Here is a 14,178-nt window from a genome sequence, read left to right as displayed (position 1 = left end):
GCCTGACCGGGGCAGACTGCGCCCATGGCCTCGCCGATGCGGTCCCGCGTGACCCTCCCCGACATCAGCTCTCGGGCCTGGGAGCATCCCGCCGACCGCGGCGCGCTCGTCGCGCTCCGCAAGCTCAAGGGCTTCGACACCGTCGTCAAGGCGCTCAACGGGCTCATCAGCGAGCGAGCGACCCGTCTGATGCTGCTCGGGAACGCCGTGCGCGTCGACGAGCGGCAGTTCCCCGTCATCCACCGCCTGCTCGCCGACGTGGGGAGGGTGCTCGACGTCGCCGAGCTGCCGGAGCTGTACGTCGTCAACGACCCCACCGTCAACGCCATGACGATCGGCATGGAGAAGCCGGTCATCGTCCTCAACTCCGGGCTCGTCGAGCTGATGGACGAGGAGGAGCTGCGCTTCGTCGTCGGCCACGAGCTCGGTCACGCGCTCTCGGGCCACGCGGTCTACCGCACGCTGCTGCTGCGGCTGCTGCAGTTCAGCGGCGTGCTCAACGCGCTGCCGTTCGGCGGGCTCGGCGTGCGGCTCATCCTCGCCGCCCTGATGGAGTGGTCGCGGAAGTCGGAGCTCTCCGCCGACCGGGCCGGACTGCTCGCGACGCAGGACCCCGCGACCGCCCTGCGGGTCCACATGAAGACGGCCGGAGGCGGTCACCTCGCCGACCTCGACCCGGCGTCCTTCCTGGCACAGGGCGCGGAGTATTCCGAGGGCGGCGACCTGCGTGACTCGCTGCTCAAGCTGATGCTGGTCGAGCAGGCGAGCCACCCGTTCGCCGTCGTACGCGCGACCGAGTCGCGGCGCTGGGTCGACTCCGGGGACTACACCGCCATCCTCGGCGGTGCCTACCCGCGCCGCGACGGTGACGACGCCGCGACTATGAGCGACGCCGCCAAGGAGGCCGCCGACCACTACGCCGACAGCTTCGCCCGCGCCCAGGACGCACTCAGCAAGGCGATCCGTGACCTCGGCGGGCTCGTCGCCGGCGCGCGGACCTGGTGGGAGGAGCGGTTCGGCCGCGGCGCCAGCTGAGCCGTCTCGACTGACGCCGAGTCGGCGCAGATGGGTGTCCACGCTGTGGAGGAGCCGGCCATCTGCGCCGACTCGCGGTCAGAGGGCGGCGATGGCCTCCGCGATCGACAGGGTGCGCTTCGCTGACTCGACGTGGAGGTTCTCCACCATCTTGCCCTGGTAGGTGACCACGCCCTTCCCGGCGCCCTCCTCCCAGGCGGCGATGAGGCCCTGGGCCTTCTCGACCGCTTCGGGGCTCGGCGCGAAGCCCGCGTTGGCCCCCTCGATCTGACCGGGGTGGATGATCGTCTTGCCGTCGAAGCCGAAGTCGCGGCCCTGCGCCACCTCGGCGAGGTAGCCGTCGACGTCCTTGACGTCGTTGTAGACCCCGTCCAGGACCACCTTGCCGGTCGCACGGGCGGCGAGCACGGCCAGCTGCAGGCTGGCGACCAGGTTGGTGCGGCCGGGGACGTGGTCGACGTACAGCTCCTTGACCAGGTCGTTCGTGCCGAGCACGAGCACGGTGAGGCGGTCGGAGGCGGCGGCGATCTCCTCGGCGTGGAGGATGGCGTACGGCGACTCGATCATCGCCCACAGGGCGGTCGTCTCCGGGACGCCGGCAGCGTCGAACGCGTCGACGAGGGTCCGCACGGCGTCGGCGCTGTTGACCTTGGGTACGACGATCGCCGCGGGCCCCGCGGCGGCGGCCGCCTTCAGGTCGTCGGCGTGCCACTCCGTGTCGGCGCCGTTGATCCGGATGGTGAGCTCCTTCGCGCCGTACTCACCGCTGGTGACGGCGGCCGCGGCGTTCTCCCGCGCCTGCGCCTTGGCGTCGGGGGCGACCGCGTCCTCGAGGTCGAGGATGAGCGCATCGACCGGCAGGGTCTTGGCCTTCTCCAGGGCACGCTCGTTGGAGCTCGGCATGTAGAGCACCGAGCGGCGGGGTCGGAACGTCGTGGTCTCGGCCACCTCAGGCCTCCTCGATCTCGATGCCGTCGTAGAGCTCCTTGAGCTTCGGGTCGATCGCGGCCAGCTGGTCGGCCAATTCGACGAGCACGAGGCACTGCTTGAGGGAGGCGTCGTCCTCCATCTTGCCGTCGAGCATGACGGCGCCGGTGCCGTCGCCCATCGCCGCGACGACGCGGCGGGCGTGCCTGATGTCCTCCACGCTGGGCGAGAAGACCCTGTTGGCGATCTCGATCTGGACCGGGTGGAGGCTCCAGGCGCCGACGCAGCCGAGCAGGAAGGCGTTGCGGAACTGGTCCTCGCAGGCGACGGTGTCCTTGATGTCTCCGAAGGGGCCCCAGTAGGGGTAGATCCCGTGGGTCGCGCAGGCGTCGACCATCTTCGCGATCGTGTAGTGCCACAGGTCCTGCTGGAAGCGGAACCGGTCGGCGTCGTACGCGTAGGCGCCCTCCGCGTCCCGGGGCGCGTCCTCGCGCACGAGGTAGCCGGGGTGGCCGCCGCCGACGCGCGTGGTCTTCATCTTGCGGTCGGCCGCGAGGTCGGCCGGCCCGAGGCTGAGCCCCTGCATGCGCGGGGAGGCGCCGCAGATCTCCTCCACGTTGGCGACGCCGCGGGCGGTCTCGAGGATCGCGTGGATGAGGATCGGGCGGGTGAGGCCGGCCTTCGCCTCGAGCTGGGCGAGGAGACGGTCGACGTAGTGGATGTCCTCGGCGCCCTGCACCTTCGGCACCATGATCACGTCGAGCTTGTCGCCGATCGCCGGCACCAGCGTGGTCAGATCGTCGAGCGCCCAGGGACTGTCGAGCGCGTTGATGCGGGTCCAGAGCTGGGTCGGCCCGCTCTGCCCACCGAGACCGGCCGTGGCCTGGGCGATCTGCACGAGACCCTCGCGTGCGGCCAGCTTGTTGTCGGCCTTGATCGCGTCCTCGAGGTTGCCGAGCAGCACGTCGACCGTGCCGACCATCTGGGGGATCTTGTCGACCATCTTCGGGTTGCTCGGGTCGAAGAAGTGGATCGCACGGCTGGGCCGGAACGGGATCTCCCGCACCGGTGCGGGCGCGCCCACCGCGAGGGGCGCGAAGAAGTCCTTCGGGCTCTTGTGGCTCATGCGCGTACTCGCTTCGCTCCGTGCGCGCATGAGGCGCACGTGACACTGTCTTGAATGGTTCGCTCGCTGCGCTCGCTCATGCGCGCGAGCCTAGCGAGCCCTGGTTACCCGCTGGTAGGGCGTCCGAAGGACGGGTGGAGTGGGAGTCAACGGGAGCGGCGCCACCAGCGGCGGCGGCGTTCACCGGAGGCAGTCGGCCGGCGGCGTACGGCGTCGGTGGCGTCCGCGGCGGCCCGGGCCGCTCGGGCCTCACGGCGCGTCCGCCAGGCGGCGAGGGTCTCCGCGACGTCGCGGGGCATGGTGATGAGCGGCGGCCCCTGCGGCAGGCTGTAGCGCGCCGCGATCACGCGCTCGTTGAACTCCTCCACGAGCGTGCGCGCGGCCTCCTCGGTCCGCTGCTGGTCGAGCAGGTCGTCGAGGGCGGCGTCGTCCTTCCGGAGCTGGAGGCTGGGAGGGAGGACGCCGGTGATCTGCTCACGCTCGACGAGCCTCTTGAGCCACCAGTCGGGGTCGTGCTCCTTGTCCAGGTCCTCGATCGGCCGGCCCGCGCCGGGCAGGTCGTCGAACTCGCCCCGCTCGATCGCCTGCTTGACCTGGAGGTCGACCCACGTGACCTGCTGGCGGATGCGCGACGCGGCGGCGGGGCTCCCGGTGCGGCGGTCGACGTCGGGGCCGCGGTGGGCAGGCTCGGGCGTCGTCGGTCGGCCCTGCGGCCAGTCCTCGCTCTCGGGCATGCGATCACCTCCTGGCAGGGTCCAGCCTAACCCGCGCCACGTCGAGCGCGGGGTCGTCCGAGCCCCTCGATGAGGCGTTCGTAGAAGCCGACGCCGTCGATCAGATCGTCGACGCGAAGGTGTTCGTCGGCGGCGTGGATCGAGCGCCGCTGTGCCGGGGTCATGCGGAACGGCGCGAAGCGGTAGACCCGCTCGCAGATCGCGTGGAAGAAGCGGGCGTCGGTCGCTGCGAGAACGACGTACGGCGCCACGACCGCGTCCGGGAAGACCGCGCCGATCACGTCCTCGAGGTGCGCGAAGGCGTCGTCCCGCGGGCTCACCGGCGACGGCTCGCCCTCCTCGACCAGCCGGATTCGGACCCGGTCGTCGGCGATGGCGTCGCGCAGACGAGCGACCACGTCGGCGGCGGTCTCGCCGACCATCACCCGGACGTTGACGCCGGCCGTGGCGGTCGAGGCGATGACGTTGAGCGCGGGGCTGCCGGAGAGGGTGGTGATGGCAACGGTGGTGCGCACCAGCGCGGCCGGCTCCGGGCCGAGCCGGGTCAGGACGCGCGCGAGCGCCGGGGCCAGCCGGTCCGCGTGGCGAAGCACCGGGCGGAGCGGCGCGGGCGCGTGCGGAGCCATCCGTCGGAACAGCTCGACCGTCGGCTCCGGCAGACGCACGGGCATCGGCGCCCGGTCGAGCCTCCGGATCGCCCGCGCGAGCCGCACGGTCGGTCCACGTCGACGGGGCGTCGAAGCATGGCCGCCGTCGCCGGTCACGGACAGCTCGAGCGACGTGGTGCCCTTCTCGGCCACGCCGACGACGGCCACCGGGACGAAGACGCCGGGGAAGGCCTCGGTCGCCACGGCGCCGCCCTCGTCGAGCACGAACCAGGGACGTACGCCACGGCGGCGCAGCTCCTCGACGGCCGCCTGCGCCGCACCGCCCGAGACCTCCTCGTCGCAGCCGAAGGACAGCCAGACGTCGTACGCCGGCGTGACGCCCCGCGCCAGCAGCGACTCGACGGCGGCGCAGATCGCCACGACGCAGCCCTTGTCGTCGAGGGCGCCGCGACCGTGGACCGCGCCGTCGGCGAGCTCGCCGCCGAACGGGTCCCGCGTCCAGGCGCCGGCCGGAGGCACGACGTCGAGGTGGGCCATGAGGATGACGGGCCGGGCATCGCTCGCGCCGCGCCAGCGGGCGAGGAAGGCGTGGTCGGCGATCGGGGTGAGCTCGAGCCGCTCGTGGAGCAGCGGGAACCACCGGCGCAGCTCGGCGGCCAGCCGCTCGAACGCGTCGTGGTCCACCGCCGCGGCGTCCCGGCTGCTGACGGTCGGGATGCGGACCAGCGCCTGCAGCGCGGCCACGGGGTCGGTCATGAACGCACGCTAGCGGGCGCGACGGGCCCAGCGTCGCGGCCGGCGCTCACCAGCGCCCGCGGTGCACGACGTCCGTCATCGGCTTGCGGCGCCGACGGGTGGGTGAGCCGGCGGCGCCGCCCTCGGCCGGGTGGCCGATCGTGATGACGCCGACGGGGTCGTAGTCGTCGGGGATCCCGAACGCGTCCCGCACCTGCCGCTCGCGCGCGGGCACAACGCCGAAGAAGCAGCTGCCGAGGCCCTCGTCGACCACGGTCTGGAGGATCAGCAGGCTCGCCATCGCGGCGTCCATGTCCCAGAACGGCTTCGGCCAGCGGGCCTCGTCCCGGTCGGTCCAGCCCTTGTCGCGTTCGGCGTAGCGGGCGAGGTACGCCGCCTTGCTGCTGCACGGCAGGACGACGACCGGCGCGCGCATCATGCCGGTGAGCCAGTCGTCGGGGTCGTCGACGTCGTCGGTGCTGGCCTCCCAGAAGCGCCGGACGTCCTCAGGGGTGTCCAGCACGAGGAACGCCCACCCCTGGCTGAAGCCCGCGTTCGGCGCCGTGACGGCGTTGCGCAGCGCCCGGTCGACCACCGCCGGGTCGACCGGGTCGGGACGGTAGCTGCGGATCATCCGCCGGCGGCGTACGACGTCCTGGAAGTCCATGTGCGCAGCATGCCGCACCCACCGCGCCGGCGGCGCGGCCAGCAACCTGCCATGGCGGGGATGTGCGGGCTCCGAGGCCGCTCAGCGGCGGCATCCGAGTGCCATGGCGGGGTTCTGCCACCCCGCGGTCGTGGGGGAGGCCGCGGCGGGCGTCAGGCCGGCAGCGGTCGCTGCTCGACGACCCGCTTCATGACGAGGGTCGAGGTGAGCCGGAGGACGCCGGGAAGGCCGGAGAGGACGTCGTCGTACAGCTGCTGGTAGGCCGCGATGTCCTCGGCGACCACCCAGAGCAGGTAGTCCGGGTCGCCGAAGAGCCGCTGGGCGAGCACGACGTTGGGGATGGCCTCGACGGCCTCCTCGAACGCGGCGAGCGTGTCGCGGTCCTCCTGGCCCATGACGACGAAGAGGAGCGCCTCGAAGGTGAGCCCGAGCGCGTGCGGGTCGATGACGGCGCGATAGCCGCGGACGGCGCCGGTCCGCTCGAGCTCGCGCAGCCGCCGGTGGGCCGGCGAGACGGTCAGATCCACCTTGTCGGCGAGCTCCGTGATGGTCTGTCGGCCGTCGCGCTGCAGCTCCACAAGGATCTTCCGGTCGATGGCGTCCATGGCCGGAAGTCTTTCATGGGCCGGTCGACGAGGAGAAGAACAGGGAAGCCCGCAGGCGTCCGCCTGGCGGATCTTCCCTCAGCCCCCGGCCGTCCCCACTCCGGCACGCCGCCGGCACGGACCGGGCGGCGTCGCGGGTCTATAGCGTGGCCCCATGACATCGCCACCGTCGTTCGAGGAGATGTGGGCCGAACTGCGGCCGATCGGCCGGTCGACGAGGTCGGGCGGGTACGTCCGCCGGCCGTGGACCTCCGCGACGCGCGAGATGGAGCACTGGTTCCGGGCCCAGGCGACGGCGCGCGGCCTCCGGCTGGAGGAGGACGGCTTCGGCAACGTCGTCGCTTGGTGGGACGCGCCCTCCTCGCTCGCGGGCGGCGTCTTGACGGGCAGCCACCTCGACAGCGTCCCCGACGGTGGCGCGTACGACGGCCCCCTGGGTGTCGTCTCCGCGCTGGCGGCGATCGACCGGCTGCGCGGGCGCGGGTTCGCGCCGCGTCGGCCGCTCGGGGTGGCGGTGTTCGCGGAGGAGGAGGGGTCCCGCTTCGGGCTGGCCTGCCTCGGCTCCCGGCTCGCGACGGGCCTCACCACCTGGGCGCAGGCGCGGGCGCTGACCGACCGGGACGGGGTCCGCCTCGGGGACGTGCTCGCCGGAGGCGGTCCATCGCTGCTGTCCGGGATCGACGCCTACGTCGAGCTCCACGTCGAGCAGGGCCGCGGCCTGATGGACCTGGACGCCCCGGTCGGGGTCGCGAGCGGGATCTGGCCGCACGGCCGGTGGCGCTTCGACGTGGGCGGGGTCGCCGACCACGCCGGCACGACCCGGATGGCGGACCGGCGCGACCCGATGCTCACCTATGCGATGACCGCGCTTGCGGCCAACAAGCAGGCCCGCCTGGCCGAGGGGGCCGGCCGCGGGGCACGGGCGACGTTCGGCCGGGTCGAGGTGACGCCCAACGGAACGAACGCGGTGCCGTCCCGGGTGGCCGCCTGGCTCGACGCCCGCGCCGAGTCGGCGGAGGCGCTCGACACGTTGGTCGGCGCCATCACCTCCCAGGCGAGCGCCCGCGCCGAGCGTGACGGCACCACCGTCGCCGTCACCGCCGAGTCGGTCAGCAAAGCGGTCGAGTTCGACGCGGCGCTCCGCGGTCGCCTCGCCACGGGGAGGCCCGTCCTGCCGACCCAGGCGGGCCACGATGCCGGCGTGCTCCAGACCGCGGGGATCCCGTCCGCGATGCTCTTCGTCCGCAACCCCACCGGGGTGTCGCACTCGCCGGACGAGCACGCCGAGATGCCCGACTGCCTGGCCGGCGTCGACGCGCTCGCCGACGTACTCCAGGAGCTGGTCGGATGAGCGCCGGAACGGGCTCGGCGCCGGTGCGCTACCTGCTCGAGCGCGCCTGGGTCGACGGCGTCGTACGCGACGACGTGCTCGTCGAGATCGAGGACGGACGGTTCACTCGGGTCGAGGTTGCCAGGGAAAGTGGCGGGTTGTCAGGGGACGAGACGCCTGGCAACCCCCGATCTCCCCGGCCAGCCGGGGAGATCGAGATCCTCCCCGGCCTCACCCTGCCCGGCCTGGCGAACGCGCACAGCCACGCGTTCCACCGCGCGCTCCGCGGCCGGACGCAGGCGGCCGGCTGCGAGGGGCCCGGGTCGTTCTGGACCTGGCGGGATCAGATGTACGCCGTCGCCGGCCGGCTCGACCCCGACTCGCTCCTCGCGCTGGCGACCGGGGTCTACCGGGAGATGGCGGCGGCCGGGATCGCGACAGTGGGGGAGTTCCACTACCTCCACCACGACCCGGAGGGTCGGCCCTACGCCGACCCGAACGAGATGGGGCTCGCACTCGTGGAGGCCGCGCGGCGGGCCGGGGTCCGGCTGGCGCTGCTCGACACCTGCTACCTCTCCGCCGGGCTCGGGGCGGACCGGACGGTGCGGCCCGTCGAGGGCGTCCAGCGCCGCTTCAGCGACGGCGACGCGGAGACGTGGGCGGCGCGGGTCGACGCCCTCGCCGCCCGGACCGCCCGTGACGACCGCACCGTGGTCGGTGCGGCGATCCACTCCGTCCGCGCCGTCCCCGCGGACCAGATCCCCACGATCGTGGCGGCGGCGCAGGGGCGACCCCTCCACGTCCACCTCAGCGAGCAGCGCCGGGAGAACGACGACTGCCGGGCGGCGTACGCCCTCACGCCGACGCAGCTCCTCCACGACCAGGGTGCGCTGGGGCCGATGACGACGGCGGTGCACGCCACCCACCTCACCGAGGATGACCGGGACCGCCTGGGCGGGACGAGTACGGCGGTCTGCCTGTGCCCCACCACCGAGCGTGACCTCGGCGACGGCATCGGTCCGGCCCGGGCGCTGCACGACGCCGGCGCCCGGCTGACCCTCGGCAGCGACAGCCACGCCGTGGTCGACCTCTTCGAGGAGATGCGCGCGGTCGAGCTCGACGAGCGGCTCGCCACCGAGCGGCGTGGGCACTGGAGCGCCGCCGCGCTGCTCGACGCCGCGACCGCGCATGCCACGCTCGGCTTCCCCGACGCCGGCGCGATCGCCGTCGGGCAGCGCGCCGACCTGGTCACCGTGGACACCAGGAGCGTCCGTACCGCCGGCACCGGCGCGGATGAGCACACGGCCGTCTTCGCGGCCACCGCGGCCGACGTCACGCGCACCGTCGTCGACGGCCGCACCGTCTTCCGGCGTGGGGACGAGGCGGCGATCGGCCGCGAGCTCGACACGGCGATCGCGGCGATCGCGGCGCTCGCGCGCGGGAAGGAGGTCGGATGACGTCGACGCTGCTCACCGGCATCGGTGAGCTGACCACCTGGGACGCGCAGCAGCCCGTCCTCACCGGCGCCGCGCTGGTCGTCGAGAGCGGCCGGGTCGCCTGGACCGGCCTCGCCGCCGAGGCACCCGCTGCTGACACCGCCGTCGACGTCGGCGGCCGGGCGGTCGTCCCGGGCTTCGTCGACAGCCACACGCACCTCGTCTTCGCCGGCGACCGGGCCGAGGAGTTCGCCGCCCGGATGAAGGGTGAGGCGTACGCCGCCGGCGGGATCCGGACGACCGTGGCCGCCACCCGGGGCGCGAGCGATGAGCAGCTCCTCGCCCACACCGCGGCGCTCGTGGCGGAGCTCGCGCGGCAGGGGACCACGACGGTCGAGATCAAGAGCGGCTACGGGCTGACTGTCCACGACGAGGCCCGGTCACTGGCGATCGCGCGCCAGCTCACCGAGGAGACGACGTTCCTCGGCGCCCACGTCGTCCCGGCGGAGTACGCCGACGACCCGGAGGCCTACGTCGCGCTGGTGACCGGCCCGATGCTGGAGGCGGCGGCGCCGTACGCCCGCTGGATCGACGTGTTCTGCGAGGACGGCGCGTTCGACGTCGACCAGGCGCGCACGGTCCTGGCCGCGGGGGCCGCACACGGGCTGCGCGGCCGGCTGCACGCCAACCAGCTCACCTACGGCGCCGGGGTGCGCCTCGCCTGCGAGCTGGGGCTCGCCGCGGTCGACCACTGCACCTTCCTCACCGACGCCGACGTCGGCGCGCTCGCCGACTCGGGGACGGTCGCGACCCTGCTGCCGGGAGTGGAGTTCTCCACCCGTCAGCCCTATCCCGACGCCCGGCGGCTCCTCGACGCCGGGGTGCGGGTGGCGCTGGCGAGCGACTGCAACCCGGGGTCGTCGTACACGTCCTCGATGCCGTTCTGCCTCGCGCTCGCGGTGCGGGAGATGGGGATGACCCCGACCGAGGCGCTGCGCGCGGCGACGGAGACCGGCGCGCACGCGCTCGCGCGCGCCGGAGACCGCGCCGGCAACACAGCCTCGAGAGGCGGGCTCGGCCGGCTCACCCCGGGGTCGCGGGCCGACCTCGTGGTCCTCGAGGCGCCCAGCCACCTGCACCTCGCCTACCGGCCCGGCGTACCCCTCGTGAGGCAGGTCTGGCAGGGCGGGGTGCCGATCTAAGGCACTCTCCCGATGTGCCGGCCTACCTCAGGCGGCGAACGTGGACCTCACGATCACCACCGAGGAGTCAGAGATGTTCGGACATGTCGACCAGCAGTACGAGGCCGAGTTGGCCTATCGCCGCGACCAACTGCGCAAGGACATCGCCGTACGCCGCCAGCGGCAGCGGTTCCGGTCACGCCGGAACAGGCGGATGGACTCCACGACCGAGTCCTGACCCGGTCAGCGGGAGCCTTCGCGAAAGTGACGGCAGAAATGTCGGCGCCGGCGGCCATGATGGGTGTCATGGCCCAGAGCGCCCGGACACTCGTCGGACGTGACGCCGAGCTGGAGACCCTGGTCTCGCTGCTCGGCGTCACCGCCATGTCCGGGCATGCCCTCGGCGCGGCGCCCGCGGGCCGGGCCCATGTCCTGCTCTCCGGCGATGCCGGGGTCGGCAAGACGCGGCTGCTCACCGAGCTGCGCGACCGCGCGGTCGGGGCGGGCTGGCAGGTCTATGCCGGCCATTGCGTCGACTTCGGCGACGCCGCGCTCTCCTACATGCCGTTCTCGGAGGTCCTCGACCGGATGGTCGGGGCGCTCCCCGACGTCGTGGAGCGAGTCGCCGGCGACTTCCCTGCGCTGGGGCGGCTCCGGCCGGTGCGCCGGATGCTCGGCTGGGGCGGGGCGGAGGAGGCCGGTCCCGACCGGTCGACCCTCTTCGACGGCGTCCACACCCTGCTCGAGGCGACCGCGGAGAAGGCGCCGGTCCTCCTCGTCGTCGAGGACGTCCACTGGGCCGACCGGTCGACCCGTGACCTGCTGACCTTCCTGTTCACACGCCCCTTCGACGGGCCCGTGGCGATCGTGGCGTCCTACCGCTCCGACGACCTCCACCGGCGCCATCCGCTGCGTCGCCAGGTGGCCGAGTGGGCGCGGGTGACCGGCGTCGACCGGCTCCCGCTCTCGCCGCTCGACGACGACTCCGTCCGGGCGCTGGTCCACGAGCTCTCCTCGACCCTCGGCGAGAGCGAGCGGGAGAAGATCGTCGAGCGGGCCGAGGGCAACGCGTTCTTCGTCGAGGAGCTGGTCGGCGCGAGCTGTGGCACCGACCTGCCCGACGACCTCGCCGACGTGCTGCTGGTCCGGCTCGACCGGCTCGACGACACCGCCCGTCAGGTGGTGCGTACGGCGAGCGTGGCGGGTCGCCGGGTCGGTCATGTGCTCCTCGAGGCGGTCGTCGACCTGCCGTCCGCGGCGCTGGAGGAGGCGTTGCGCGCAGCGGTCGAGACCAACATCCTGGTGACGCCCGCCGGCCGCTTCTCCTTCCGTCATGCGCTCCTCGCCGAGGCGGTCTACGACGATCTGCTGCCCGGTGAGCGGGTGCGGCTCCATGCGCGCTACGCGGCCGCGCTCCGCGAGTCGCCCGGCCTCGGGACGGCGGCCGAACTGGCGTGGCACGCCCGCGAGGCCCACGACCTGCCCGAGGCGCTGGTGGCGAGCATCCGTGCCGGCGAGGAGGCGATGGCGGTCGGCGGCCCCGACGAGGCCGCCCAACACTTCGAGACCGCGCTCGCCCTCGCCGCCGATCCCGCGACCCGGGAGGTGGTGGCGGTCGACGTCGCCCAGATCGGTGAGCGTGCCGCCGACGCGCTCCTCATGGCCGGCCAGGCCGCACGTGCCGACGCCCTGGTCACCGAGCAGCTCGCCCGGCTGCCCGCCGGCCCCTCGGTCGGGCGGGCCCGACTGCTCGCGACCGACGCGGAGATCCGGCTCGTCATGGAGTCGGGGGAGGAGCCGCTGGGCCTGTCGGAGCAGGCGGTCGCAGCCCTCCCGGACGATGCGCCGGCGGCCGCCCGCGCGGTGGTGCTGGCCGTCCGCGCCCGGGTGTTGGCGGCCTATTGGAAGGCGGACGAGGCCGAGGCCGTCGGTCTGGACGCGCTGGCGATCGCCGAGCGTCATGCGTTCCACAAGATCGCCTCCGAGGCGATGACGACGCTCTCCGAGCTCCATCGCGCCGGGCCGGTCGAGGCGCTGCGCGCGGCCCTGCGGCAGGCCGTCGAGCGGGCCCACGAGACGGGCGCGCGCCACAGCGAGCTCCGTGGCCGCTTCCACCTCGGGCGCAGCTATGAGGACCACGGCGACTACGCCGAGGCCGCGGAGTGGTTCCGGACCGCCATCGAGGTGGGGCAGGCGGCCGGGACCCCCTGGGCGCCGTACGCCTTCGAAGCCCGGTGGCAGCTGCTCTGGATCCACGTCCTGCGGGGCGAGTGGGACGAGGCGATCCGGCTCGGCCGTGCCGCCCGGGCGCCGCGTCTGCTCCGGGGGCTGCTCGACTCCGTCCGGCTCCTGGTCGATCAGGCCCGCGGGGCCGACGTCTCCCGTGAGGCGACCGCGCTGCGGCGGTTCTGGCGCGAGGAGGGCGGGATCACGATCAACGCGGCCACCCTCGAGATGGAGGTCGCGGCGCGGGCGGGCGACGCGACCGCGGCGCTGCAGGTCTACGACGACGCCGTCGCGGCGTTGACCGAGATCTGGCAGCCCTGGTTCGGCGCGCGGGTCCGGCTGGCGGCGCAGGCCGCCGGTGCCATCGCGCGCGTCCTGCCGGCGGTGCCCGCCGCCGACCGCGAGGAGCTGGTCACGCGGGTGCGCCGGCTCGCCGAGGAGGGCGAGAAGGTGGTCGGACAGTATGCCGAGCAGCAGTGGGGCCCCGAGGGGCGCGCCTGGGCCGCGCGGCTGCGTGCGGAGGACCTGCGGGTCCGCTGGTTGGCGGCCCGGGACGCCCCCAGCGCGGAGGTGCTCCTGGAGGCGTGGCGTGAGTGTGAGCGCCGGTTCGTCGAGCTCGGCCACGTCTATGAGCTCGCCCGCGTCCGGACGGTGCTGGCGGTCATCCTGCGCGCCTGCGGCGACCTCGGCGCCTCCCGCGAGGTCGCCGCGTTGGCGCGCGAGACCGCGACCGCGCTGGGGGCGCGACCGCTGGCCGACGAGCTGCGAGCGCTCGGGGCCACGCCGGTCAGGGTGGTCGCCGAGCCCTCGGCGCTGACGCCGCGCGAGCGCGAGATCCTCGCGCTCGTCGCCGACGGCCGCTCCAACGGCGAGATCGCGAAGCAGCTCTTCATCAGCACCAAGACGGTCTCGGTCCACGTCTCCAACATCCTCGGCAAGCTCGGCGCTGCCGGCCGGACCGAGGCCGCCGCCATCGCGCGGCGGCGCGGCCTGCTCGACGGTGCGGTCGGGCCGTGACCGGCGCCGACGTGGGAGACGCGCCCTTGTGGCGCCCCCGCGCGCGGTGTACGACGGACCCAGGCGGGTTACCTCGTTCCCGCCCAGCAGGGCCCAACCGACTCTCACCGTGGAGGACGCCATGACCGACCAGCCCGACGAGCCCCTGACCGACGACGACATGACCACGACCACGTCGACCGGCGGTGGCTACGCCGCGCCGGCCGGCGACACCGACGGCACGGACAGCCTCGGTGCCGACGGTGACGGCACCGACGGCGACGCGACCGACACGGTGGACGGTGACGCGAGCGACGGCGACGCGACCGACACGGTGGACGGCGACGGTACGGACGGTGCGGGCGTGGACGGTGACGGCACCGACGGTGACGCCACGGACACGGTGGACGGTGACGGGCGGGACGGTGACGGCACCGACGGCGACGCGACCGACACGGTCGACGGCGACGCGAGCGACGGCGACGCCACCGACACCGTCGACGGCGACGGCACGGACGGGAGCACGCTCTGAGCGCGCTCGACCTGCTCAGCGGCGACGCCCAGCTCTTCCT

General features: G+C 73.8%; 13 protein-coding genes. 7 read left to right on the top strand and 6 right to left on the bottom strand.

What is annotated here, in order from left to right:
• Window positions 1-24 precede the first annotated feature (24 nt).
• A complete protein-coding gene (locus tag AB3X52_RS11240) occupies window positions 25-1,035 on the top strand; it encodes a M48 family metallopeptidase (RefSeq protein ID WP_367994163.1) in 1,011 nt (336 codons plus the stop codon).
• A gap of 78 nt (window positions 1,036-1,113) precedes the next feature.
• Here the strand turns inward: AB3X52_RS11240 and AB3X52_RS11235 are convergent, their stop codons facing one another.
• The 6 genes from AB3X52_RS11235 to AB3X52_RS11210 form a co-directional block, all read right to left on the bottom strand.
• Complete coding sequence (locus AB3X52_RS11235) at window positions 1,114-1,983, bottom strand: HpcH/HpaI aldolase/citrate lyase family protein (RefSeq protein ID WP_367994162.1); 870 nt, start codon at window positions 1,981-1,983, stop codon at window positions 1,114-1,116.
• Window position 1,984: 1 nt separating this feature from the next.
• Complete coding sequence (locus AB3X52_RS11230; RefSeq protein WP_367994161.1) at window positions 1,985-3,088, bottom strand: HpcH/HpaI aldolase/citrate lyase family protein; 1,104 nt, start codon at window positions 3,086-3,088, stop codon at window positions 1,985-1,987.
• A gap of 146 nt (window positions 3,089-3,234) precedes the next feature.
• The gene (locus AB3X52_RS11225) at window positions 3,235-3,822 is read right to left on the bottom strand and encodes a DnaJ family domain-containing protein (RefSeq protein WP_367994160.1); all 588 of its coding nucleotides are present in this window, start codon (window positions 3,820-3,822) and stop codon (window positions 3,235-3,237) included.
• A 26-nt stretch (window positions 3,823-3,848) separates the two neighbouring features.
• Window positions 3,849-5,186: a M20/M25/M40 family metallo-hydrolase gene (locus tag AB3X52_RS11220; RefSeq protein ID WP_367994159.1), complete on the bottom strand. Its 1,338-nt coding sequence runs from the start codon at window positions 5,184-5,186 to the stop codon at window positions 3,849-3,851.
• Between the two features lie 46 nt (window positions 5,187-5,232).
• A complete protein-coding gene (locus AB3X52_RS11215) occupies window positions 5,233-5,832 on the bottom strand; it encodes a nitroreductase family protein (protein WP_367994158.1) in 600 nt (199 codons plus the stop codon).
• Window positions 5,833-5,984: 152 nt separating this feature from the next.
• A complete protein-coding gene (locus tag AB3X52_RS11210) occupies window positions 5,985-6,437 on the bottom strand; it encodes an Lrp/AsnC family transcriptional regulator (RefSeq protein WP_367994157.1) in 453 nt (150 codons plus the stop codon).
• A 154-nt stretch (window positions 6,438-6,591) separates the two neighbouring features.
• Here AB3X52_RS11210 and AB3X52_RS11205 point away from each other — a divergent pair, with 154 nt between their 5' ends.
• The 6 genes from AB3X52_RS11205 to AB3X52_RS11180 all read left to right on the top strand — a co-directional run bounded on the left by AB3X52_RS11205 (window position 6,592) and on the right by AB3X52_RS11180 (window position 14,138).
• Window positions 6,592-7,788: an allantoate amidohydrolase gene (locus AB3X52_RS11205; RefSeq protein WP_367994156.1), complete on the top strand. Its 1,197-nt coding sequence runs from the start codon at window positions 6,592-6,594 to the stop codon at window positions 7,786-7,788.
• Window positions 7,785-9,224, top strand: a complete 1,440-nt coding sequence (locus AB3X52_RS11200; RefSeq protein WP_367994155.1) for a formimidoylglutamate deiminase — start codon at window positions 7,785-7,787, stop codon at window positions 9,222-9,224. Before AB3X52_RS11205 ends, AB3X52_RS11200 begins: the two co-directional genes overlap by 4 nt.
• Window positions 9,221-10,405: an imidazolonepropionase gene (gene hutI, locus AB3X52_RS11195; protein WP_367994154.1), complete on the top strand. Its 1,185-nt coding sequence runs from the start codon at window positions 9,221-9,223 to the stop codon at window positions 10,403-10,405. The genes AB3X52_RS11200 and hutI overlap by 4 nt, the downstream gene beginning before the upstream one ends.
• A gap of 40 nt (window positions 10,406-10,445) precedes the next feature.
• Complete coding sequence (locus tag AB3X52_RS11190; protein ID WP_367994153.1) at window positions 10,446-10,622, top strand: hypothetical protein; 177 nt, start codon at window positions 10,446-10,448, stop codon at window positions 10,620-10,622.
• 68 nt (window positions 10,623-10,690) lie between these two features.
• Complete coding sequence (locus tag AB3X52_RS11185; RefSeq protein WP_367994152.1) at window positions 10,691-13,627, top strand: helix-turn-helix transcriptional regulator; 2,937 nt, start codon at window positions 10,691-10,693, stop codon at window positions 13,625-13,627.
• A gap of 121 nt (window positions 13,628-13,748) precedes the next feature.
• Window positions 13,749-14,138 carry a hypothetical protein gene (locus AB3X52_RS11180; protein ID WP_367994151.1) on the top strand — a complete coding sequence of 130 codons (390 nt, stop codon included), beginning with the start codon at window positions 13,749-13,751 and terminating at the stop codon, window positions 14,136-14,138.
• The last annotated feature ends 40 nt before the right edge of the window (window positions 14,139-14,178 follow it).

The organism is Nocardioides eburneus, from assembly GCF_040838215.1.
Classification (GTDB): domain Bacteria; phylum Actinomycetota; class Actinomycetes; order Propionibacteriales; family Nocardioidaceae; genus Nocardioides; species Nocardioides eburneus.
This window is presented reverse-complemented; position numbering and strand designations above follow the sequence as displayed.

Excerpts from the sequence above, each read along its gene's own strand:
- AB3X52_RS11210 (WP_367994157.1), bottom strand. The coding sequence starts at position 6,437 with ATGGACGCCATCGACCGGAAGATCCTTGTGGAGCTGCAGCGCGACGGC.
- AB3X52_RS11240 (WP_367994163.1), top strand. The coding sequence starts at position 25 with ATGGCCTCGCCGATGCGGTCCCGCGTGACCCTCCCCGACATCAGCTCT.
- hutI (WP_367994154.1), top strand. The coding sequence starts at position 9,221 with ATGACGTCGACGCTGCTCACCGGCATCGGTGAGCTGACCACCTGGGAC.
- AB3X52_RS11205 (WP_367994156.1), top strand. The coding sequence starts at position 6,592 with ATGACATCGCCACCGTCGTTCGAGGAGATGTGGGCCGAACTGCGGCCG.
- AB3X52_RS11225 (WP_367994160.1), bottom strand. The coding sequence starts at position 3,822 with ATGCCCGAGAGCGAGGACTGGCCGCAGGGCCGACCGACGACGCCCGAG.
- AB3X52_RS11180 (WP_367994151.1), top strand. The coding sequence starts at position 13,749 with ATGACCGACCAGCCCGACGAGCCCCTGACCGACGACGACATGACCACG.
- AB3X52_RS11230 (WP_367994161.1), bottom strand. The coding sequence starts at position 3,088 with ATGAGCCACAAGAGCCCGAAGGACTTCTTCGCGCCCCTCGCGGTGGGC.
- AB3X52_RS11200 (WP_367994155.1), top strand. The coding sequence starts at position 7,785 with ATGAGCGCCGGAACGGGCTCGGCGCCGGTGCGCTACCTGCTCGAGCGC.
- AB3X52_RS11220 (WP_367994159.1), bottom strand. The coding sequence starts at position 5,186 with ATGACCGACCCCGTGGCCGCGCTGCAGGCGCTGGTCCGCATCCCGACC.
- AB3X52_RS11185 (WP_367994152.1), top strand. The coding sequence starts at position 10,691 with ATGGCCCAGAGCGCCCGGACACTCGTCGGACGTGACGCCGAGCTGGAG.
- AB3X52_RS11215 (WP_367994158.1), bottom strand. The coding sequence starts at position 5,832 with ATGGACTTCCAGGACGTCGTACGCCGCCGGCGGATGATCCGCAGCTAC.